Raw genomic sequence first — 21,644 nt, forward strand, 5'->3', positions numbered from 1 at the left:
AGAAATGAAGTTCGATTTATTACAAAAAGATCCGCAGTCTAAAGCAAGAGCGGGAAGTATAACTACTGATCACGGCGTAATTGAAACGCCAATTTTTATGCCGGTTGGAACGGTTGCTTCTGTAAAAGGAGTGCATCAGCGCGAATTGAAAGAAGAAATAAATCCGGATATTATTCTTGGAAATACATACCATTTATATTTGCGTCCCCAGACCGAGATTTTAGAAAAAGCGGGTGGATTGCACAAATTCATGAACTGGGATCGTAATATTTTGACAGATTCTGGAGGATATCAGGTGTATTCTCTTTCTTCAAATAGAAAAATAAAGGAAGAAGGAGTGAAGTTTAAATCGCATATTGACGGTTCATACCACTTTTTTACACCAGAAAATGTAATGGAAATTCAGCGTACCATTGGGGCTGATATTATTATGGCATTTGATGAATGTACGCCTTATCCTTGTGATTACCGATATGCGCAGCGTTCTATGCATATGACACATCGTTGGTTAGACAGATGTATTAATCATTTGGAAAAAGTGCCATATAAATACGGATACGAACAAACATTTTTCCCGATTGTTCAAGGAAGTACCTACAAAGATTTGCGTCGCCAGTCGGCTGAATATATTGCAAATGCTGGTCAGCAAGGAAATGCAATTGGTGGACTTTCTGTTGGTGAACCAGCTGAAGAAATGTACGCTATGACTGAAGTAGTTTGTGAAATTCTTCCAGAAGATAAACCTCGTTATTTAATGGGAGTTGGAACTCCGATTAATATTTTAGAAAATATTGCGTTAGGAATTGATATGTTCGATTGCGTTATGCCAACTCGTAATGCAAGAAATGGAATGTTGTTTACAGCAAACGGAACAATCAATATAAAGAATAAAAAGTGGGAAGCTGATTTTTCTCCAATTGATGAAATGGGACATACTTTTGTTGATACAGAATATACAAAAGCATATTTACGACACTTGTTTGCGGCTAATGAATATTTAGGAAAACAAATTGCTACCATTCATAATCTTGGTTTCTATATGTGGTTGGTTCGTGAAGCTAGAAAACATATCTTAGCGGGCGATTTTAGACCATGGAAAGAAATGATGGTTAAGAATATGAGCCAAAGACTTTAAAAAGTTTCAAGTTTCAGGTTTCAAGTTTCAGGTTCTGGTAAGAATCGAATCTAACAAACTTGAAACCTGAAACAAGAAAAACTTGAAACAAAAAATCTATGTTAACAATAATAGATAAATACATCTTAAAAAGATATCTGGGAACTTTTTCTGTCATGCTGCTTTTGTTTGCGCCGATCGGAATTGTGATTGACGTTTCTGAAAAGGTGAATAAAATGCTTGAAAACAAGATTCCTTTTGGAGATATTGCTTTCTATTATTACAACTTTACAATCTATTTTATTAATTCGCTGTTCCCGATATTTTTGTTTTTATCGGTAATATGGTTTACATCAAAACTGGCCAATAATACTGAAATTATTGCCATTTTGAGTTCTGGAATTTCATTTACTCGTTTCTTGCGTCCTTATATTATAGGTGCAACAATTGTTTCAATTTTTGTGTTGCTTATGGGATTTTTTATTGTTCCTGCGGCGAGCGAAGGTTATAATAATTTTAGGTATACTTATTTGAAAGGAAATGGAAAAGAGCTCATGCGAGGTGAAAACACTAATGTTTACAGACAAATTAACGATCATGATTTTATCTTTGTAAATAGCTTTAATGAAGAATCGAAAACAGCTTTCAATTTTTCTTTAGAACATTTTGAAAATGAAAAATTGACTTATAAGATCACTGCAAGCCGTATAAAATGGGATCCTAAAAAGAAGATTTACGTTTTATACGATTATACTAAAAGAACAGTAGGAGAATTAAATGATGTAATTGAAAAATTTCCTGAAAGAAATGTAGCCTTTAAATTTGAATTGGCAGATTTAACACCAGTAGTTTATATTGCAGAAACTCTTACTCTTGGTAAATTAATTGATTTTATTGAAAAAGAAAGAAAAAGAGGTTCAGGAAATATTAATACCTATTTGGTTGTTCTTTATAAAAAATATAGCATCCCAGTTTCAGCATTTATTTTGACCATTATTGCGGTTTCGGTTTCTTCTATGAAACGTCGTGGCGGAATGGGAATGAATCTTGCCATCGGAATTGCAATTGCGTTTTCATTTGTATTCTTTGATAAAATCTTTGGTACACTAGCTGAAAAATCTACCTTCTCACCTTTATTAGCTGTTTGGTTCCCGAATATTGTTTTCGGAATACTAGCAGTTTACTTATTACGTAATGCGAAACGATAATTTAAAAAGTTATTTAAATCTTCACTTAATTGTTTTTATCTGGGGTTTTACAGCCATTTTGGGTGCTTTAATTACAATTGATGCCGAAAATTTGGTTTGGTACAGAATGTTGATTGCCATGATATTTCTCGGCGGATTTATTGCTTATAAAAAGCAGTCTTTTCAGGTTCCGATAAAAGAATTTTTCAAATTAATTTTTGTCGGATTATTGATTGCGCTTCATTGGATTTTCTTTTTTAGGGCAATCCATGTTTCCAACGTTTCTATTACACTTTCGATATTTTCTTTAGGAGCATTTTTTGCTTCTTTATTAGAACCATTATTTTATGGGAGAAAAGTACTTTGGTATGAAGTTCTTTTCGGGCTTGTAATAATTGCTGGTTTAGGATTGATTCTTCAGGTTGAAATAAAATATCTCGAAGGTGTTTATTATGCTTTGGCAGCAATCATTTTAGGAGTATTATTTACTTTAATGAATGGAAAGTTAATTTCAGATCATGAACCCTCGGTAATTACATTTTATGAATTTGGGGCGGGAGTTTTCTTTATTACAGTTTATTTTTTATTTCAAGGAAAATTTACAGCAGATTTCTTCCAAATGTCCTTAAATAATTGGGTTTTATTATTGGTTTTAGCTTCAATCTGTACGGCTTATGCGTTTACAGCTTCGGTAAAAGTAATGCAGAGATTGACGCCTTATACCGTAATGTTAACCACTAATTTAGAGCCAGTTTACGGAATAGTTTTGGCCTATTTTATATTAGGAGGAAAAGAAAAAATGAGTGTTGAGTTTTACATCGGAGCTGTTATCATAATCATAACAGTTATTCTAAACGGTGTATTCAAGCATTATCAGAACAAGAAAGAAAACTTGTAATAGTTTCCTTATTATTAAAATGCATTTTTATACTTTAAATAACAATTAACTTCGCCAATGATATAATATTTTTATATTTGCGGTTCGATTTACAAACAAAATTCAAAAATCCATGGAATATTTAGATTTTGAGCTTCCAATTAAAGAACTTGAAGAACAGTTAGAAAAGTGCGTTATTATTGGAAAAGAATCTGACGTTGACGTAACGCCGACGTGCAAGGAAATCAACAAAAAATTAGTAGAGACTAAAAAAGAAATATATAAAAACCTTACGGCTTGGCAGAGAGTGCAATTGTCAAGACACCCAAATAGACCTTATACTTTAGACTACATTAGAGCAATCTGTGGAGATACTTTCTTAGAGCTTCATGGAGACAGAGGTTTTAAAGATGATAAAGCAATGGTTGGAGGTCTTGGTAAAATAAACGGACAATCGTTTATGATTATCGGTCAGCAAAAAGGTTTTAATACAAAAACACGTCAATACCGTAATTTCGGTATGGCTAATCCAGAAGGATACCGTAAAGCTTTGCGTTTGATGAAAATGGCAGAGAAATTCGGAATTCCAGTTCTTACTTTGGTAGATACTCCAGGTGCGTATCCAGGACTTGAAGCTGAAGAAAGAGGACAAGGAGAAGCTATTGCTAGAAATATCTTCGAAATGGTTCGTCTGCAGGTGCCAATCATTACCGTTATTATTGGTGAAGGTGCTTCAGGGGGAGCTTTAGGAATTGGTGTTGGTGATAAAGTATATATGTTAGAGAATACTTGGTATTCTGTAATTTCTCCAGAATCTTGCTCTTCTATTTTATGGAAAAGCTGGGAGTATAAAGAGCGTGCAGCAGAAGCTTTAAAACTGACTTCTTCTGATATGAAAAAACAAAAACTTGTTGATGATGTGATTCCAGAACCACTAGGAGGAGCGCATTATGATAGAGAAACTACTTTTAAAACAGTAGCGGAATATATTACAAAAGGATATAACGAATTGAAAGACTTATCAACAGCCGATTTAATTGCCCAAAGAATGGACAAATACAGCAATATGGGCGAGTTTAAAGAGTAAATTCATAAAATAGAATTAAAAATCCGAAGCCCTGCGGTTTCGGATTTTTTTTTGGTTATGAACAGGTCGGTATTATTTATAAACAATTAATTAGTTATAACTCGATAGCAGATTTTTTTTAAATTTTGCTACTTTCGCTATATGGAAAATTTCAAAAATGTAAACCCTGTTAAGGTCGACAAAACTACTATTATCAATCTAGAAAAAGGTAAACTTCCTCCGCAAGTAATTGACTTGGAAGAGGCGGTTCTTGGTGCGATGATGATTGACAAAAAAGGGGTAGATGATGTAATTGATATTTTACAGCCAGACGCTTTTTATAAAGACGCACACAAACATATTTTTGAAGCAATTTTACAGCTTTTTACAGAAACTCAGCCAATCGATTTGCTAACCGTTTCGACACAGTTAAAGAAAAATGGAAAGTTGGATTTGGCTGGAGGAGATTTTTATCTGATTCAGCTTACGCAAAAAATCGCTTCTTCTGCACACATCGAATTCCACTCGCGTATTATTCTTCAAAAATTTATTCAAAGAAGTTTGATTCGAATTTCATCTGAAATTATTGAAGAATCTTATGACGAAACTACAGACGTTTTCGATTTGCTGGATAAAGCAGAATCTAAATTGTATGAAGTAACGCAAGGAAATATCAAGCGTAGTTCTGAAACCGCGCAGAGTTTGGTTCTTCAAGCGAAAAAACGTATTGAAGAAATTGCTGGTAAAGAAGGTTTGAGTGGTGTTGCAACTGGATTTGAGAAACTAGATGAAGTTACTTCTGGATGGCAGCCTTCGGATTTGATTATTATTGCGGCTCGTCCTGGTATGGGTAAAACGGCTTTTGTCCTTTCGATGGCCAGAAACGTAAGTATTCAATTTGGGCATGCAGTTGCGATTTTCTCTCTAGAGATGGCATCGGTTCAGTTGATTACGAGGCTTATTTCTTCTGAAACTGGACTTTCTTCTGAGAAATTAAGAACTGGTAAACTAGAAAAGCACGAATGGGAACAGCTGAGTACTAAAGTGAAAAACTTAGAAAAAGCACCATTATTTATTGATGATACACCTTCGCTTTCGATATTTGATTTACGTGCAAAATGCCGTCGTTTGGCATCTCAACACGGAATCAAATTGATTATTATTGACTACTTGCAGTTAATGACTGCAGGAGGAAGCGGAAAAGGAGGAGGAAACCGTGAGCAGGAGATCTCTACAATTTCTCGAAACTTAAAGGCTTTGGCAAAAGAGTTGAACGTTCCGGTAATTGCACTTTCTCAGTTATCGCGTGCCGTTGAAACCCGTGGATCTAGTAAACGACCTTTGCTTTCGGATCTTCGTGAATCTGGAGCGATTGAGCAGGATGCCGATATTGTATCGTTTATCTACCGTCCAGAATATTATAAAATTGAAGAATGGGATGATGATGAAGCTTCTTCAACAACAGGTCAAGCGGAGTTTATTATAGCCAAGCACCGTAATGGTGGTTTGGAGAATATTCGTCTGAAATTCTTAGGACATTTAGGTAAGTTCGATAACTTAGAAGAATTTACGGGAGGTTATGATGATTTACCATCTAAAATGAATCATGATGATAATCCTTTCCTAACGAAAAATTTACCATCTGCTAATGAAGCCTTCGGAAGTAATTTAAATGACGACGATGACGACAGCGATGTTCCATTCTAAAAAAATCAATAAGCCTTATTTTTAAGGCTTTTTTTGTGTTTAAATGTTAATTTTCTAATTAAAATCAGTAGTTTAGCTGAACCAATTACAAACTATTGATTTTTTAAATTATTAACCAATAAACAAATTTTAAATTATGAGTGAAGAATTAAATTCAGAAAGTATTAGAATTTCTTTGTCTGAAGGTATTACATGGGCAGATAAGTATCGTAAAGATACTGGAATTGAGGAAGGTAAAAGAAAAAAAGTTGACGGTTTCTTAATTCCATTAGAAACTTTAAAATTAGTATTAGATCAGGATATTCAAGCTGTTCGTGCTTATAACGGAATCAATAATGATGGAGAGCAGACTTTAATATTTGTTGGCGCAAAATGGGATCCTGAAAAGAGAATTTATGTTGATGTTTTCAAAAACGACGGACTATTTACTGGTGGAGATGTTGTTTATGATGGTGCTCGCCCAGTTCCTCCTTATGGTGATCCAGACAGCCCATTAAACCCATAAAAATGTTTGACGTTTTTATATATATAAGCTATTTTATTTTAACGATAGACTTAATTCTATATACATATAGCTTTTTTCGAGAGAAAAAAGCTAATGTTTTTTTTGTATGTTACCTTGCATTTTCTTTTTTAATGCAGTTTTCGATGGAGACTTTCTATCATTTAAGAATGAATAATTTATTTCTAGTCAATATATTTATTATTGGACAAATGATACTCTTAGGTTTATTCTACAATTCTATTTTTAGTTTAAAAAGCCAAAAGAAATTTGTCTTGATTAGTATTCTTATTGCGTTATTAATACTTGCAGTTCAATTTATAATGGATTGGAATCAGTTTTTACGTTTCAATTTGTTTGAAATAACTTTGACGTCTTTGTTAGTTGTAATTTTTGCATTAATTCATTTCTACAATATGCTTACAGAAAGCAAAGAATATTATTTCATCAGTATTGCTGTTGTGTTTTACTTACTTACGAGTACAGTGCTGTTTTTAATAGGTAATTTGACTCATAACTTAAGTAAGGAATTTAAATTTTTAAGCTGGGAGTTAAACTCTATTTTGCTAATTATGTATTATGGATTTATTTTATATGATTGGAAAAAGAATTTGTCAAGAAGCTCAGCTAACTAGTATTATTTTATAAAGATGAGCGTACATGCATTGCCAGAAAAAGAGATAGTTGCAATTATTTTATACATCTCTATGTTTCTTATGATTCTAGCTGTAGTTTTAATTATTTTCTTCTATTTTTCTAGGCAAAAGATAATCCAAAAAGAATTAGAAAAAGTAGATTTAATACTTCGATATCAAAAAGAACAATTGCATGCAATTATTTTTACTCAAGAAGAAGAGCGCAAAAGAATTGCGCAAGATCTTCATGATGATATCAGTTCTAAATTAAATATTGTTTCATTAAACAGCCATTTGCTTACTGCACCAAATCTTACAGAGACCGAAACTGCAGAAATAACAGAGAATATAATTAATCTAACTACAAAAGCTTTAGAAAATTCTAGAAAGATTGCCCATAATTTATTGCCTCCTGTTTTTGAAAAATTTGGTTTGAGTGCAGGTATCGAAGAGCTATGCGAAGAGTTTGAAAGTAGTAAATCGGTAAAAACGCATTATAAAAACGAAATTGATTTTGATGAGAAAGACATAGATAGGCATTTGCATGTTTTTAGGATCCTGCAGGAACTTATGAGTAATTCAATTCGCCATGGAAAAGCAACAGAAATATGGATTTCGTTTGCTAATATAAACGGAGTAAATATTTGTGATTATAAAGATAATGGTGTTGGTTTTGATAGTTCAAATACAGAAAATCAGAAAGGTTTAGGAATGAAGAATATTGATAGCCGTATATCATTTTTGCAAGGAACAATAGAAATTGCCTCTGAAATTAATAACGGTATTGTTGTAAATTTCACTTTTTAGGTAGAATTATGTTTTTTATTAAGGTTTTTAGTCAATAAAATAGGGTATTTAGACTTTTTCTAAATCATATTTTGTAATTTCGACAAACCAAATTAAACGACCAAAAACTAATAAGATGAATGCTGCTATCAAAATTGCCCTAGTCGACGATGAAATTTTGTTTCGAAAAGGAATTTCTTTTTTACTACAGAGAGAAGAAAATATAGATGTGATTTTTGAAGCCTCAAATGGCGATGAGCTTATTTCACAATTAAACGAAAGAGAAACAAAGCCCGATATAATAATAATGGATTTAAAGATGCCGGTCTTAAACGGAGTCGAAGCCACTAAAATTATTAAAAAACTGTTTCCAGATATTAAGATTATTGCATTGACCAGCTATGACACCAAATCTTTTATTGCAAACATGATTCAAGTTGGGGCAGTAGCTTACTTAATAAAAAATACTACTCCAAAAGATTTAATTCATACAATAAACGAAGTTGCAAAAAAAGGCTTCTATTACAACGAAAATGTCTTAAAAACAATTCAAGAAACAATAGTTTCGCCTAAAAATACAAGAGGCGGTCTAGAAACTAATTTTCTTTCTCCTCGTGAAATCGAAATTCTGCAATTAATTTGCCAGCAGAAAACCACTGCAGAGATTGCAGAACATCTTTTTTTAAGTCCTAGAACTATTGAAGGGCATAGAAATAATTTATTGCTTAAAACAGAATCGCGTAATATTGCAGGTTTAGTTGTTTATGCTATACAGAATGAATTGGCAGTCTTAACAATTTAAAAAATTATGCAGTCAAAAACTGAATTGACAACACATAATATAATATGATTGTTATTACCAGAACACATAAACCTATTTTCTGAATCATATTTAAACCCTTTTGTTGGTTGTTACTTTCATTAAACTTCATAGTGGCTAATTTTTACGGCGATTAGTTTTGTGAACCTGGGATAGCAAATTTAGAGAGAATATTCTATCAAAAAGCAGGTATTTTTACCTGTTTTTTTTATTGGTTAAACTCATCTTTTTTCACGTTTTTCTTATTTAACATTCTATTATATCAGAAAAAGATTGTATGCGTTCTTTTTTGTTGCAGCCTTTTATATCTTTACTAAAATAATTTTCTGATGAATAAGAGTTTACTCTACATTTTTATACTATTAGCTACATTTAATGCTAGAGCTTCGTTTATATTACTGCCGATGGACGAAACAACGCAGCAAAATCATTTAAAAGCGTACGGAATTACTTATTGGTGTTTGAGTAGGGATTATAAAGCAAGTTGGCTTTTAAATTATCGCGGAGGTTCTTTTTTACTTCCTGATGCTGATGAAATTAGAAAAGAATGTAAAATAAGAGGAGTTAGTTTTGAAGTAATTTCAGATAGTGAACAAGCTTCTATTTTAAATGAAATATCGAGTCCTTCTCAAAATATGGAATCGGTGATTCTAGAAAAAGCTCCTAAAATAGCTGTTTATACTCCAAAAGGAAAACAACCTTGGGATGATGCTGTGACTTTGGTTTTAACTTATGCCGAAATTCCGTTTACACCAATTTATGATGAAGAAGTTTTAAGTGACCAATTATTAATGTATGATTGGCTGCATTTACATCATGAAGATTTTACTGGACAATATGGAAAATTTTATGCAGCTTACAAAAATACACCTTGGTATATTGATCAAAAGAAGGACGCTGAAACCTTGGCCGCGAAACTAGGATATGCAAAAGTATCTCAGGAAAAAGGAGCAGTGGCAAAAAAAATTAGAGACTTTGTAATTGGTGGAGGTTTTATGTTTGCTATGTGTTCTGCCACAGATAGTTTTGATATTGCACTTGCTGCTGATGGTGTGGATATTTGCGAAACCATGTTTGATGGAGACCCAAGTGAATCTAATTATCAGTCAAAATTAAACTATAATAATTCTTTTGCTTTTAAAAATTTTACTCTAGAAAGAAGACCAGAAGTTTATGAATTCTCAGATATCGATATGACAACGAAAAGACGAATATTGATGGAGAAAGATTATTTTACGTTAATGGAATTTTCGGCAAAATGGGATCCGATTCCGAGTATGTTATGTCAAAATCACACTCAATTGGTAAAAGGTTTTATGGGGCAGACAACCTCATTTGACACTTCATTAATAAAATCTAATATCTTGATAATGGGAACATGCGAATTGAATGGTGAGTCAAGATATATTCATGGAGAAAAAGGTAAAGGGATGTTTACTTTTTTTGGCGGACATGACCCAGAAGATTTTCAGCATCAGGTTGGAGATCCGCCAACGGTTTTAGATTTACATCCGAATTCGCCTGGATATAGATTGATTTTAAATAATGTTTTGTTTCCAGCTGCTAGAAAGAAGAAGCTTAAAACTTAAATTAATTTAAAGAAAATTCAAACCAAATCGGGATATGGTCGGATACTTTTCTTGCATTCTGAAGTGAATCAAAATCTTCGTAAAATTTGATAATTCCCGAATTGATGACTTTTAAGCTTGATATATTATAAAAGATATTGTCAAATTCAGAAGCTAAACAGATATTGTTTTTACATTTATGTTTGAGCGTTGTCTTTTGATTTTTTAATATAGAGGAATATCCCATCTTTTTTATCGGATTAAAGACAGAATGTTTTTCGGGGCAATTAAAATCTCCTAAAAAAATAAGATTTAAATCGGGATATTGGTTTGGCAGAAATTTGAAATATTTGATTTCAGTTTCGGGTTGCTTTTTTTGTGTTATGGCATGAAAGTTAACTAGTGTGATTGTTTTTTTATTGATCTCAAAAGTTGCAAAGTAGGGTTCTCTATCAATTTCTGAGTTGAATTTTTTCTCCAGCCATGGTTTGTTTTTTAATTTGGCTTTATGGGTTTTCCAAATATATGCATAGCGTTCCGTTTTGTAACTGCTGCTAGAGGTAGGATCGCTGATTTTGTAATCCCATTTACTTCCTTTTTCATTAAGTAATGATGCCAATTTTGCGACAGTTTGAGCGCCTCCGTTTCCGGCAACAACTTCTTGAATTGCAATGATATCGTAATTGGAAATTGTTTTGGCAATATAATTTAGATGTGCATCTGATTTTGATTTTCCAAAATTTTCAATATTCCAAGATAAAACTTTGGTTTGTGCAAAAGATAAAAATGTAAAAAATAATAAGACGAGGCAGAGATTTTTTTTCATGTAAGAATGTAATGGAATAAGATGTAAATTTTCTTTTCCAGCAATAATCAAGCCCTTCTTAAAATTAATTAATGTTTTTTATATCGGTTTTTTAGGGCAGTTCCGATAATTATAATTTGCAATACTAATAATGCAGGAATAAAGATTAATTTCCAATCAATTTCTAGCCAGCCTGTTTTTTCAGAAACAAAGGCAAAACTAATTGATAAAAAAAGACAAAGTAACATTGTTTTCATAATAATTTTATTTTGAGTAGTATTAATTTTGGAGAATATAATACTCGCTTTACTTTTTGGTTCCATGGTTAGTTACTAGATTATCACAAATTTAGCGTTATCAAAAGTGTAATCCTTACGGAAACCCGTAAAGCGCCATAAAAATTACACTAAGCCAAAATCTTTTGCGATGGCAATTAAATGGACATTATTGTTAGCCTTAAAGTAAATTTTCAATTTATTGATTCTTTTTTCTATACTGCTTGTTCCGTTAGGTGTAATAGATAAATCTTTAAACTCTTTAGAAATACTTTCTAAAATGTATCCTTGCGATAGAAGTTTTAAGATTGAAATGTCATACGATTCAATTTCGATTAAGGATTTGTCATTAAAATTAAAAGACAAATCAGAAGAAAGTATTTTTTCTCCATTATTGAATGTGCTTTCAATAGCATTTCTTAACTCAGTAATACTATTTCGTCCTTTAGAAACGTAAGCATTGATACCCAATTCGTTAAAAAGAGTTTTAATTCTATAACTCTTATCTTCTATAGAGAAAACGATCTTTTTTAAATTTGGCTGTACTTTGTTTATAGCTTCAACAAGTTCGTCGCCACTATTTAGATTTACTTTTCTATGGTCAGATTTAAATGATAAATCAGTAATCAATAGATCATAAGGTTCTTTGTCAGCCAATGCTTTCTTTATTTTAAGCAGACCTTCATCGCAATATTTTACGTGATGAATTACTGGAACTTGTAACTCTTCAAGTACTTGAACTACTGCAATGCTGATACTGTCTAGATCTTCGGCAACTAAAACTTTTTTAAACATATATTGGGTTATATTGGGAATTTGAAACTTATTTTAAAACCACTTTCTGAATTTGCATCAAAATTAAATGTTCCTTTTATTGTTTCAATACGGTTTTCCACATTTTGTAGTCTTTTTTCTAAAATACTATTTTCTGAAGCAACTTTATTACTGTTGTCAGTATAGGAAATGACTAGGTTTTTATCTATTTCTTTTACAATAATGCTCACTAAACTAGAGCTATTAGATTTTTTCATATTGAATAATAATTCTTGTAAAATTCGATAGAGTATTATTTTTTTATTTTTATCAATTTTACTCCAAAGTGTTGAATCAAATCCATTTAAAATGATATTTACATCTTTAGTTTTGTATTCTGAAATCATTTCCTTTAAAGCAGCTAAGTATCCATCGTCTGTCGTGACTTTGCTGTTTTCTCTCGATATGTTGCGAGTTTTTGAGTAAATATTATTTAGACTATCTAGTAGTTGTTCTTTATTTTCTTTATTTTCTAGATAGTTATCCTGTACAAATAATAATGTCTCATATATATTTGAGTTAAGCTCACTATGCAATTTCTGAGATATTCTCATTTCGCTTTTAAATATGATATCGTTTTTTTCTCGTTTACCTTTAGTAGTAATATAAAATATTAAAAAAAGGATAATGAATAAGCTTAAAGAAATTACGACATAAGAAATATAGCTTCTGTTTTTTTGTCTTTGCAACTGTAATTCTTTCTCTGCTTTTTGATTTTTGAGTTCAAAATTTTCCTCTTTATCTTTCTTTGAGTTGTATATTGCGTCAGCAAATTGATTTTTTGACGTTTTTCTGCTTAAATAGAGGCTATCATTTTTTCTCGTATAAATTTCCCAGTGTTTTTTTGCATTTTCAGCCTTGTCCACCTCAAGCAGATCGGCTAATCTGTCGATCTCATTTCCTGCTGATTTTGCTCTTTTTGCAGCATAATATGATTTTTCTGCGTAAAATTTTTTTAGCTCTGGATTATAGTATTTAGAGTAATATTTATAATAACCAAAATAGTTGGCAATTAATTCAAAATCATTGTTATATGGAATAGTTAATTCCAAACTTTCGTTAAGACATTTTAGAGCCTGTTCTTTATGATTACCAAGGCCTATGTAAGAAAGAGCTAAATTATATAATATGGCTGAACGTACAAGGTTTGTATTTGAAGGTGTAATTTTATCTGCAATTTTGCACTTGGATATTGGCTCTAATATATCTTTAGCTTCTTGATATTTTTTTTGTTGAATATAAACAAATGCAATTTCTGATAATATTCGTGCTTTTCTAAATGAGGATATTGCTGTTTTTAAGGCTTTTCTATGATAGTATAATGCTTTTTCGGTATCGTAAGTATAAAAATAGTTGTAAGCCATAAATGTGAAAGCATTAATGGCATATTTTTTATTAGATGTTTTTTCTAAATATGGAAATGCTTTTATAAGTGTAGCTTCAGCTTCGTAAAAATTGCCATATCGTTGCAAGATTTCGACTATATAGTTTAATGAACCAACATATTCATCTGCATAATCTTCTTTCGGATCACATAGCAATTGCGTTTTATTGAAGTAAAAATAGGCACTGTCATACTTTCCTGCGTCAAAAAAACCGTGAGCTTTTTCTAGTGTTTTTTTTATTTTAATTGAGCGATCAGCTTTAAGGTGATTTTTTTTTTGTTTTTCTATTTTAGAAAACTGCATGAAAAAAAGAGCTGCTAAAATCAAACAAATGATTAGCAAACAAAAAAGTAGATATTTTTTTTGAAAGAAGCGTAACAAGTTCTTAATCATTATACAGGAAATTTAATTAAAACTTTAAAACCTTTTCCAAAATCTGAATGAATTTCGACCTTGCCTTTGATGGCTCCAATTCGATTTTCAATATTATGCAAGCCATTTTTGTGAACCATTTTGTTTGAATCAATTCCTTTTCCGTTGTCGGTATAATTAATTAAAATAATATTATTCCTTTTTTTAAAAGTTATGGCAACCAAAGTAGCATCACTATGTTTTTTCATGTTTACCAACAATTCCTGGATGGTTCTGTAAGTAGATATTTTTTTAATTTCATCCAGTTGATTCAATGAAATTTCATCTAAGCCATTTATTAAGAGGTTTATTTTAGCCGTATTAAATCCGGAAATCATCTCTTTAAGTGAAATTGTGAAATTTTGGTCGCATAACATCGGATTGTTTTCCTTAGATATATTGCTTGTTCGAGAATAAATATCATCTAGCTTTTTCAATAAATGACTTCTGTTTTCTTCAACAGAGAGATTTCTATTCTCTGCAAAAGCTAGCGTATGATAAATGTCATTGGCTAGTTCATCGTGTAGTTTTTTTGAAATTTTAGTTTCACTTTGATAAGTTGCTTCAATTTTTTGGCGATTGGTTCGTGCAGTTAAGTAGAAATAAACAATTACAATTAGACATGATGCCAATATGATTATGATATATGAAATGATGTTTCTGCTTTCCTGTTTTTCTAGTTGAAGTTCGTTTTTTATTTTCTGAGCCTTTAATTTTAAGTTCTCCTCTTTTTCCCTTTTAGAATCATATTTCATTTTTGCAAATTGATTTTTTGCTTTTTGTCTGAAGGCATAAATGTTATGATTCTCTTTTATGTAAAGGAGAGCCTTTTCTTTTATCTCTTCTGCAGAATCAGTATTTTCTATAATAAATTTTAAGGCAAGTAAGCGATCATTAGTATTGCCAGATAATGTATAATTTTTGTAGCTTAATTTGGCATACATCATCGATAAAGCCTTATTGTTGTGATAATATTCGGCAAGATTATAATATGTTTTACCTAAACCATCTTCATGTTTTGCTTCAGAGTTTATTTGTATGCTCTTTTGAAAAAAAGCCAAAGCTTTCGTGTTTCTGAGTTTGAAATAACAAATACCAATATAATCGAGTACTTTGGAATAATATATTGGGTTTTGCTGTACAACTTTTTCTTTGCTTATTGATAAGAAAATTTGCAATGCTTCATTGTATTTGCCTTGTTTAAGGTAAATTGTGGCAATATTGTTTTTTGCTTCGAGTATGTTGATTCTGTCAACTTTCAGAGCAAATGCTTTGGAATAATAATAAATAGCATTTGGAAAATCATAAGTATAATAATAGTTCCTTCCTAAAACGCTATAGATATTCCATATATGATTTGGGTCTTTTATTTTATCTAAATAAGGAATTGCTTCTGTTGCAGTAATAGTGCTTCCAATAAAATCTTCATGGTCTTGTTGGATTTCAGCCATGTAATACATGCAATAAACATAGTTTTTAGCATCTTTGTTTGGGTTGCATTTTGTTCTCGCTCTGTTGTAATAATAAAATGCACTATCTAGCTGTTTGTTTTTGTAGAATGAATCAGCGGCATTTATTATCTTTTCTATTTTAACCTTGTTATTGGTAATTTCTGTTGTAATTTTTTTTCTCTTCTGACAGGCAAAAAAAGCCACAAAAATTAAAAGTATATAGAGTGAAAATTGTATTCTTTTTGGTATCATGCGCCAAAAATAAAAAATCTGAATTCCTGTGAAAGAGTATAAATACCTGTTTTTACAAAAAATGAGTTTTTTTTATTTTCGAGTATTCATTTACAATAATATACAAACAAACCCTCAGAGTGAGGGTTGTTAAAATTTTAGAATGTTGTAAAGCTTATCTTTATAAAATTTAAATGGCTCTCAGTCCAGTAGTAATTGCGAGTCTATTCCACGCATTAATTGTGATAATTGCTAAAATGATTTCGGCAAGATATTTTTCGTCAAATAATTGAGCAGCATTTTGATAAACTTCATCTGTAACATGATTGCTGATTAAAGTTACTTGCTCTGTCAAAGCTAAGATTGCTTTTTCTTCTTCAGTATAAAAATCAGCTTCACGCCAAGCACTAATTAAATAAATTCGTTGTTCAGAAATACCTATTTTTCTCGCATCAGCAGTGTGCATATTAATACAATAAGCACAGCCATTTATTTGAGAAGCACGTATTTTAATTAATTCCTTGTGTACAGGTGTTAATGAAGTAGATGAGATATATTTTTCTAGGCTTAATAAAGCATTGTAAGCTTCTGGAGCAACATTCGGGATAACAATTCTTGAGTTCATTTTTTATATGTTTAAAAAGTTCATTACAAAGGTCAGCAATGCATGCTTTTAAAAACTTGAACTACTTCAAGAAATTCAGCTCAGACTTTTCCAGCTCTTATTTTACTCATAAATTCTGCGGAAAAATCTAAGTAGGAGGCAAGCATATATTGAGGAACGCGCTGTACAAATTCAGGGAAATGATCATTAAAATGATGATATCTTTCTTCGGCCGACATTGTAAATAAGTACTTAATTCGCATTTGCGTAGCACCGAAACTTTTTTGAGTAACGATTCTAAAGTATCTTTCAAGATTTGGAATTTCAATCAGTAATGATTCTAAAACATTTTTGTCAATAGCTATAACTTCTGAGTTTTCAATTGCCTGCAAATAGAAGCTTGACGGAATATGATTATGATAACTGAGATAATCGGTAATCCACCAATTTTCGATAGCAAATTGCAAGGTTTGCTCAGCTCCTTTAGAGTTGATGATATATTGCCGCATGCAACCTCTAACAACAAAATATATGGTGTTGCATATTTGACCTTCTTCTAAAATGTGTTCTTTCTTTTTTATTTTCGAAAGTTCTAGACATGATTCTAATTTATCAATATCTGAAGGTTCAAGAGAAATGAATTTTTTAATATGAAGGATAAGTGAGTTTTGCATTACTTTGAAATTTATATATTTTAATTATAGAAATTGATATCAAAGTTACTATTTACTTTTATGCCATTACTAACCGCAGCAGTCCAGTCTGCATGTTTAATAAATGCTGTGATTTGGTCGGCTATCAAATTATAAAATTTTTCATTTTTTTGATTCTTAAATTCAATCTTTACAATAATGTTAGATATAGAATTGTCTTTATTGATTTTGAATTTAGTTTTGGCAAAAAAATCTCTTTTTTCATTGCTCTGAATAAAATTTTTAGGGAATACAAACGAAGAGAAAAAATCTTTTTGAATTTGAATCTTTTGCTCCAGGAAGTCTCCAGCTTTTGGATATACCATGCAGTAATCATCTACCCCATAAGGATATTCAAAAGGTATATGTATTCTACTCATCACATACAAACTGTCAGCAGTCTTTTTTATGTTTTTAATGAAGTTTTGGCCATATTTTGCATTCAACAATTCATTAGATGCTTTGCAGTAGCAATTTGTTGCTAACGAGTATTTATTTACATCATCTGAACCCCAAATTGTCGAGAACTCGGGTTCAAGAGATTCAGAATAATCAATTCCCTTTTCTTTAAGTAAATTTATTAAATAAGGATAATGTCTATTATAGTCGCTGTCAAGATATCCTTCGGGAATAATATCATAAAGAACCTCTCTAGATTTAAAATCTAATTTTGCCTTCTTAATTTCCGAAAGACAGCCAACATCACGTTTGTCAATTATACCAATGATTGTTTGTATGGAGTTTTTATCCAAATTACGTTCTTGAGCTTTTGTCCAAAGCATTTGTATAAGGAATAAAATTACAAAGAGTTTCTTCATTTCTTTATTATGTTTCCATCGAAAGATAATAAAAACAAAAAAACCATTCGCGTTAACGAATGGTTTTTATATAATAAGTAAGTAATCTTAAATTGAGTTTATAAAACGTTTTATTTTACTTTATTAAGAATAGCTTTGAAAGCTTCTGGGTGGTTCATAGCTAAATCTGCAAGAACTTTACGGTTCAATTCGATTCCGTTAGCTTTAACTTTCCCCATGAATTGAGAGTAAGACATTCCTTCTAATCTAGCTCCAGCGTTGATACGTTGAATCCATAATGAACGGAAATTTCTTTTGTTTTGTTTTCTATCGCGGTAAGCGTAGCTCATCGCTTTCTCTACTGCATTCTTAGCAACTGTCCAAACGTTTTTACGTCTTCCAAAGAAACCTTTGGCTTGCTTCATTATTTTTTTTCTTCTTGCTCTTTTAGCAACTGAATTTACCGATCTTGGCATAATTTTAATGTGTTTTTGTAGCAGGCGTCCTGAATTGAATCAAAGGAACTTAAAGCCATACTCCAAGGTTATATAAATATTTTTTTAACCTAAAGAAAATCTTTAGTCTAATGTCTTAAAGTCAAATGTCTAAAGTCAGATTCTGACTTTTAAACTTTATGACTTTCTAACTTTTGACTTATAATTAGATAATTCTTAATTGTTGTTTAATGCTTTTCATATCTGTTTGGTGAACTAGCGCTGAGTGTGTCAAAGCTAATTTACGTTTTTTAGATTTTTTAGTCAAGATGTGACTTTTAAAAGCATGCTTTCTTTTAATCTTTCCAGAGCCAGTAACTTTAAAACGTTTCTTAGCGCTAGATTTTGTTTTCATTTTAGGCATTTTTCCTAGTGTTTTAATTTATTCTTACTTACTTATATTTTTTAAGCTTTAGGCTTTAGGCTGTAAGCTTTAGGCAAATGTTTGTTTTTTTTTTGCTTAAAGCTTACTGCTTACTGCTTATAGCAAATAATTATTTTTTCTTTTTAGGAGCAATGAACATAATCATTCTCTTTCCTTCCAAAACAGGCATAGCTTCAACTTTACCATGTTCCTCCAAATCTTGAGCAAGACGTAATAATAGAATCTGACCTTGATCTTTATAAATGATAGAACGTCCTTTAAAGAATACGAAAGCTTTTAATTTAGCTCCTTCTTTTAAGAATTTTTCAGCGTTCTTTCTTTTAAATTCATAATCATGCTCGTCTGTTTGAGGACCAAATCGAATTTCCTTTACTACAACTTGAGAAGATTTAGCTTTCAAAGCTTTATCTCTTTTCTTTTGTTCGTAAACAAATTTCTTGTAATCCATGATTTTACAAACCGGTGGCTCCGCATTTGGCGAAATTTCAACTAAATCCAATTCAAATTGGTCAGCTAAACGTAACGCGTCAGCGATTTTAAAAACCCCAGGTTCAATGTTTTCACCTACAAGACGTACTTCAGGAACACGAATAAGATTGTTTATTCTGTGCGCATCTTTCTTCTCTACTCGAGGTTGAAAACCTCTGTTACTTTTTATTGCTATGACTTTCTAATTTAAGTTAAACTGTAAATACTTTTAATGTCTTTTTTATTTCTTCGTCTACAATCGCAGCAAATTCTTCGATTGAAACTGTGATATTACCTTTTCCTTCTTGTCCATGACGACGAATAGAAATCGTACCGTTTTTCTCTTCCTCCTCACCAACGATAAGCATAAATGGAATTTTCTGCATTTCTGCATCTCTAATTTTCTTACCGATAGTTTCGTTTCGGTTGTCAATTAGGGCGCGAATTTCGTGATTTTCTAGCAAATCTAAAACTTTTTTAGCATAATTTTCGTATTTCTCGCTCAAAGACAAGATAATAGCTTGCTCAGGCATTAGCCAAAGTGGGAAATTTCCTGCTGTATGCTCTAGTAAAATTGCTATAAAACGTTCCATAGATCCAAAAGGAGCTCTGTGAATCATAACAGGGCGATGTAATTCATTATCAGCACCTTTGTAAGTCAACTCAAAACGCTCAGGCAAGTTGTAATCTACCTGAATTGTTCCTAATTGCCATTGTCTTCCCAAAGCGTCTTTTACCATGAAGTCTAGTTTCGGACCATAAAATGCAGCTTCACCATATTCTACTACAGTATTAAGACCTTTGTCTTTTGCTGCGTTGATAATAGCGTTTTCAGCCTTCTCCCAGTTTTCGTCTGTACCAATATATTTATCTCTGTCTTCTTGGTCTCTCAATGAAATTTGGGCCGTAAAGTTTTCAAAGCCTAATGAGCCAAATACATACAATACAAGGTCGATTACCTTTTTAAATTCTTCATCCAATTGTTCTGGAGTACAGAAAATATGTGCATCATCTTGAGTAAATCCTCTAACACGAGTTAAACCATGTAATTCTCCTGATTGCTCATATCTGTAAACAGTGCCAAACTCAGCATAACGTTTAGGTAGGTCTTTATATGACCAAGGTCTTACATTGTAAATCTCACAGTGGTGAGGGCAGTTCATTGGTTTCAATAAAAACTCTTCTCCTTCAGCTGGTGTGTGAATCGGTTGGAAACTATCTGCTCCATATTTAGCATAGTGACCAGAAGTAACGTAAAGTTCCTTTTGACCAATATGTGGACTAACAACTTGCTCGTATCCAGCTTTCTTTTGTGCTTTTTTTAAAAATTGCTCCAAACGATCTCTTAAGGCAGCTCCTTTTGGTAGCCATAAAGGTAAACCTTGACCTACTTTTTGAGAAAAAGCGAACAATTCAAGTTCTTTTCCTAATTTACGGTGGTCACGACGTTTTGCTTCCTCAAGAAGTTCAAGGTATTCAGTTAAATCTTTTTGTTTTGGGAAAGAGGTTCCATAAACACGAGTCAACTGTTTGTTTTTCTCATCACCTCTCCAGTAAGCACCAGCAACACTCATGATTTTTACAGCTTTGATAATTCCAGTGTTTGGAATATGTCCACCACGGCATAAATCAGTAAAAGTAGAGTGGTCACAAAATGTAATAGTTCCGTCTTCAAGATTCGAAATCAATTCAGTTTTGTAAACATTGTCTTTGTACATTTCCAGCGCTTCCGCTTTAGTTACTGGACGCATTTTAAAATCGAATTTCCCTCTTGCAATTTCAAGAATACGATCTTCAATCTTTTTGAAATCTGCTTCAGAAATTTTCTGATCTTCAAAATCCACGTCATAATAGAAACCATTAGCAATTGCAGGCCCAAGAGTTAATTTAATTCCAGGGTACAATTCCTCAAGAGCTTGCGCCATTACGTGCGAAGTAGAATGCCAGAAAGCTTTTTTACCTTCAGCATCATTCCAAGTATATAAAATAAGATTACCATCGGTCGTTAATGGAGTTTCGGTTTCAATAGTTGTACCATTAAAAGATGCAGAAATCACGTTTCTAGCAAAACCTTCGCTAATGTTTTTAGCGACCTCCATTGGAGTTACGCCTTGAGCGAACTCTCTAATTGACCCATCGGGTAAAGTAATCTTGATCATTGTTTATAATTTTGTGAATGCAAATATACATGATTACAAAAATACATACAATATATAAGTACAAGTTTACTCATTATATATATGTGTAGTTTTTTGTTCGGCTCTATATAAGGTATTCTAATTGCAATCTGCTGAATTTGTTTCTACATGTATATATAGGGAGAGAGGCTAAGCTATTAGGCTGAGAGAGATTGAAGCTTCTTTTTTCAAGTCATTGGAACCCGACAGGTTTTAAAGACCTGTCGGGTTTATTTTTTGCATGCATATATAAGAAGAAAGCCTCGATTGTTAGGCTGAGCGTAGCGAAGCCTTTTTATCGGCAGTTTTGGAATTTGGAATTTAAAATATTGGAATTTTGCGTTTAATTGGGAGCTTCATCCCGCTATCCGCTTCAATCTTTTGTGGCCGAACC

At 31.9% G+C, this 21,644-nt stretch carries 22 protein-coding genes; 10 read left to right on the top strand and 12 right to left on the bottom strand.

Features of this window, described 5'->3' with window-relative positions:
- The first annotated feature begins 4 nt into the window (after nucleotides 1-4).
- The 10 genes from tgt (at nucleotide 5) to DMA14_RS10650 (ending at nucleotide 10,283) form a co-directional block, all read left to right on the top strand.
- Nucleotides 5-1,135 (top strand): tRNA guanosine(34) transglycosylase Tgt, encoded by a 1,131-nt coding sequence (gene tgt / locus DMA14_RS10605; protein ID WP_109190358.1) that lies wholly within the window; start codon nucleotides 5-7, stop codon nucleotides 1,133-1,135.
- Between the two features lie 98 nt (nucleotides 1,136-1,233).
- Nucleotides 1,234-2,322, top strand: coding sequence for an LptF/LptG family permease (locus DMA14_RS10610; protein WP_111424626.1), 1,089 nt, complete (start codon nucleotides 1,234-1,236; stop codon nucleotides 2,320-2,322).
- Nucleotides 2,309-3,199, top strand: coding sequence for a DMT family transporter (locus tag DMA14_RS10615; RefSeq protein ID WP_111424627.1), 891 nt, complete (start codon nucleotides 2,309-2,311; stop codon nucleotides 3,197-3,199). Before DMA14_RS10610 ends, DMA14_RS10615 begins: the two co-directional genes overlap by 14 nt.
- A 112-nt stretch (nucleotides 3,200-3,311) precedes the next feature.
- The gene (locus tag DMA14_RS10620) at nucleotides 3,312-4,265 is read left to right on the top strand and encodes an acetyl-CoA carboxylase carboxyltransferase subunit alpha (RefSeq protein ID WP_111424628.1); all 954 of its coding nucleotides are present in this window, start codon (nucleotides 3,312-3,314) and stop codon (nucleotides 4,263-4,265) included.
- A gap of 141 nt (nucleotides 4,266-4,406) precedes the next feature.
- Nucleotides 4,407-5,951, top strand: a complete 1,545-nt coding sequence (gene dnaB / locus DMA14_RS10625; protein WP_111424629.1) for a replicative DNA helicase — start codon at nucleotides 4,407-4,409, stop codon at nucleotides 5,949-5,951.
- Nucleotides 5,952-6,087: 136 nt separating this feature from the next.
- Nucleotides 6,088-6,456: a hypothetical protein gene (locus DMA14_RS10630; protein ID WP_111424630.1), complete on the top strand. Its 369-nt coding sequence runs from the start codon at nucleotides 6,088-6,090 to the stop codon at nucleotides 6,454-6,456.
- Between the two features lie 143 nt (nucleotides 6,457-6,599).
- A complete protein-coding gene (locus DMA14_RS10635) occupies nucleotides 6,600-7,088 on the top strand; it encodes a hypothetical protein (RefSeq protein ID WP_238989946.1) in 489 nt (162 codons plus the stop codon).
- Between the two features lie 15 nt (nucleotides 7,089-7,103).
- Nucleotides 7,104-7,895 carry a sensor histidine kinase gene (locus DMA14_RS10640; protein WP_111424632.1) on the top strand — a complete coding sequence of 264 codons (792 nt, stop codon included), beginning with the start codon at nucleotides 7,104-7,106 and terminating at the stop codon, nucleotides 7,893-7,895.
- Nucleotides 7,896-8,010: 115 nt separating this feature from the next.
- Nucleotides 8,011-8,676 carry a response regulator transcription factor gene (locus tag DMA14_RS10645; protein WP_111363839.1) on the top strand — a complete coding sequence of 222 codons (666 nt, stop codon included), beginning with the start codon at nucleotides 8,011-8,013 and terminating at the stop codon, nucleotides 8,674-8,676.
- A 347-nt stretch (nucleotides 8,677-9,023) separates the two neighbouring features.
- A complete protein-coding gene (locus tag DMA14_RS10650; protein ID WP_111424633.1) occupies nucleotides 9,024-10,283 on the top strand; it encodes an asparagine synthetase B in 1,260 nt (419 codons plus the stop codon).
- 1 nt (nucleotide 10,284) lies between these two features.
- Here DMA14_RS10650 and DMA14_RS10655 read toward each other — a convergent pair whose 3' ends face one another.
- From DMA14_RS10655 to thrS, 12 genes are all read right to left on the bottom strand, one after another.
- Entirely contained in the window at nucleotides 10,285-11,088 is an 804-nt protein-coding gene (locus DMA14_RS10655; RefSeq protein WP_111424673.1) for an endonuclease/exonuclease/phosphatase family protein, read from the bottom strand.
- Nucleotides 11,089-11,156: 68 nt separating this feature from the next.
- Nucleotides 11,157-11,324, bottom strand: a complete 168-nt coding sequence (locus tag DMA14_RS10660; RefSeq protein ID WP_157957700.1) for a hypothetical protein — start codon at nucleotides 11,322-11,324, stop codon at nucleotides 11,157-11,159.
- A gap of 144 nt (nucleotides 11,325-11,468) precedes the next feature.
- Entirely contained in the window at nucleotides 11,469-12,137 is a 669-nt protein-coding gene (locus DMA14_RS10665) for a response regulator (protein ID WP_111424635.1), read from the bottom strand.
- Between the two features lie 8 nt (nucleotides 12,138-12,145).
- Nucleotides 12,146-13,933 (bottom strand): ATP-binding protein, encoded by a 1,788-nt coding sequence (locus tag DMA14_RS10670; protein WP_157957701.1) that lies wholly within the window; start codon nucleotides 13,931-13,933, stop codon nucleotides 12,146-12,148.
- On the bottom strand, nucleotides 13,933-15,654 hold the full coding sequence (locus tag DMA14_RS10675) for a tetratricopeptide repeat-containing sensor histidine kinase (protein WP_238989947.1): 1,722 nt from the start codon (nucleotides 15,652-15,654) through the stop codon (nucleotides 13,933-13,935). The genes DMA14_RS10670 and DMA14_RS10675 overlap by 1 nt, the downstream gene beginning before the upstream one ends.
- Before the next feature lie 169 nt (nucleotides 15,655-15,823).
- Entirely contained in the window at nucleotides 15,824-16,258 is a 435-nt protein-coding gene (locus tag DMA14_RS10680; RefSeq protein WP_111424637.1) for a carboxymuconolactone decarboxylase family protein, read from the bottom strand.
- Between the two features lie 80 nt (nucleotides 16,259-16,338).
- Nucleotides 16,339-16,911, bottom strand: coding sequence for a Crp/Fnr family transcriptional regulator (locus tag DMA14_RS10685; RefSeq protein ID WP_111424638.1), 573 nt, complete (start codon nucleotides 16,909-16,911; stop codon nucleotides 16,339-16,341).
- Nucleotides 16,912-16,931: 20 nt separating this feature from the next.
- A complete protein-coding gene (locus DMA14_RS10690; protein WP_157957702.1) occupies nucleotides 16,932-17,747 on the bottom strand; it encodes a hypothetical protein in 816 nt (271 codons plus the stop codon).
- Nucleotides 17,748-17,857: 110 nt separating this feature from the next.
- On the bottom strand, nucleotides 17,858-18,202 hold the full coding sequence (gene rplT / locus DMA14_RS10695) for a 50S ribosomal protein L20 (RefSeq protein WP_008464948.1): 345 nt from the start codon (nucleotides 18,200-18,202) through the stop codon (nucleotides 17,858-17,860).
- Nucleotides 18,203-18,386: 184 nt separating this feature from the next.
- A complete protein-coding gene (rpmI, locus tag DMA14_RS10700) occupies nucleotides 18,387-18,584 on the bottom strand; it encodes a 50S ribosomal protein L35 (protein ID WP_026727505.1) in 198 nt (65 codons plus the stop codon).
- 130 nt (nucleotides 18,585-18,714) lie between these two features.
- Nucleotides 18,715-19,269 (bottom strand): translation initiation factor IF-3, encoded by a 555-nt coding sequence (gene infC / locus DMA14_RS10705; protein WP_095931668.1) that lies wholly within the window; start codon nucleotides 19,267-19,269, stop codon nucleotides 18,715-18,717.
- 16 nt (nucleotides 19,270-19,285) lie between these two features.
- The gene (thrS, locus tag DMA14_RS10710) at nucleotides 19,286-21,232 is read right to left on the bottom strand and encodes a threonine--tRNA ligase (protein ID WP_111424640.1); all 1,947 of its coding nucleotides are present in this window, start codon (nucleotides 21,230-21,232) and stop codon (nucleotides 19,286-19,288) included.
- Nucleotides 21,233-21,644: the final 412 nt, after the last annotated feature.

The organism is Flavobacterium sharifuzzamanii (assembly GCF_003254585.1).
GTDB lineage: Bacteria > Bacteroidota > Bacteroidia > Flavobacteriales > Flavobacteriaceae > Flavobacterium > Flavobacterium sharifuzzamanii.

Bases quoted from the DNA above. Each gene is read 5' to 3' on its own strand.
- DMA14_RS10645 (WP_111363839.1), top strand. From the start codon at position 8,011: ATGAATGCTGCTATCAAAATTGCCCTAGTCGACGATGAAATTTTGTTT.
- DMA14_RS10680 (WP_111424637.1), bottom strand. From the start codon at position 16,258: ATGAACTCAAGAATTGTTATCCCGAATGTTGCTCCAGAAGCTTACAAT.
- rplT (WP_008464948.1), bottom strand. From the start codon at position 18,202: ATGCCAAGATCGGTAAATTCAGTTGCTAAAAGAGCAAGAAGAAAAAAA.
- DMA14_RS10675 (WP_238989947.1), bottom strand. From the start codon at position 15,654: ATGATACCAAAAAGAATACAATTTTCACTCTATATACTTTTAATTTTT.
- DMA14_RS10665 (WP_111424635.1), bottom strand. From the start codon at position 12,137: ATGTTTAAAAAAGTTTTAGTTGCCGAAGATCTAGACAGTATCAGCATT.
- DMA14_RS10635 (WP_238989946.1), top strand. From the start codon at position 6,600: ATGGAGACTTTCTATCATTTAAGAATGAATAATTTATTTCTAGTCAAT.
- DMA14_RS10650 (WP_111424633.1), top strand. From the start codon at position 9,024: ATGAATAAGAGTTTACTCTACATTTTTATACTATTAGCTACATTTAAT.
- thrS (WP_111424640.1), bottom strand. From the start codon at position 21,232: ATGATCAAGATTACTTTACCCGATGGGTCAATTAGAGAGTTCGCTCAA.
- DMA14_RS10610 (WP_111424626.1), top strand. From the start codon at position 1,234: ATGTTAACAATAATAGATAAATACATCTTAAAAAGATATCTGGGAACT.
- DMA14_RS10620 (WP_111424628.1), top strand. From the start codon at position 3,312: ATGGAATATTTAGATTTTGAGCTTCCAATTAAAGAACTTGAAGAACAG.
- DMA14_RS10690 (WP_157957702.1), bottom strand. From the start codon at position 17,747: ATGAAGAAACTCTTTGTAATTTTATTCCTTATACAAATGCTTTGGACA.
- DMA14_RS10615 (WP_111424627.1), top strand. From the start codon at position 2,309: ATGCGAAACGATAATTTAAAAAGTTATTTAAATCTTCACTTAATTGTT.
- dnaB (WP_111424629.1), top strand. From the start codon at position 4,407: ATGGAAAATTTCAAAAATGTAAACCCTGTTAAGGTCGACAAAACTACT.
- rpmI (WP_026727505.1), bottom strand. From the start codon at position 18,584: ATGCCTAAAATGAAAACAAAATCTAGCGCTAAGAAACGTTTTAAAGTT.
- DMA14_RS10640 (WP_111424632.1), top strand. From the start codon at position 7,104: ATGAGCGTACATGCATTGCCAGAAAAAGAGATAGTTGCAATTATTTTA.
- DMA14_RS10660 (WP_157957700.1), bottom strand. From the start codon at position 11,324: ATGAAAACAATGTTACTTTGTCTTTTTTTATCAATTAGTTTTGCCTTT.
- DMA14_RS10630 (WP_111424630.1), top strand. From the start codon at position 6,088: ATGAGTGAAGAATTAAATTCAGAAAGTATTAGAATTTCTTTGTCTGAA.
- DMA14_RS10670 (WP_157957701.1), bottom strand. From the start codon at position 13,933: ATGATTAAGAACTTGTTACGCTTCTTTCAAAAAAAATATCTACTTTTT.
- DMA14_RS10685 (WP_111424638.1), bottom strand. From the start codon at position 16,911: ATGCAAAACTCACTTATCCTTCATATTAAAAAATTCATTTCTCTTGAA.
- tgt (WP_109190358.1), top strand. From the start codon at position 5: ATGAAGTTCGATTTATTACAAAAAGATCCGCAGTCTAAAGCAAGAGCG.
- DMA14_RS10655 (WP_111424673.1), bottom strand. From the start codon at position 11,088: ATGAAAAAAAATCTCTGCCTCGTCTTATTATTTTTTACATTTTTATCT.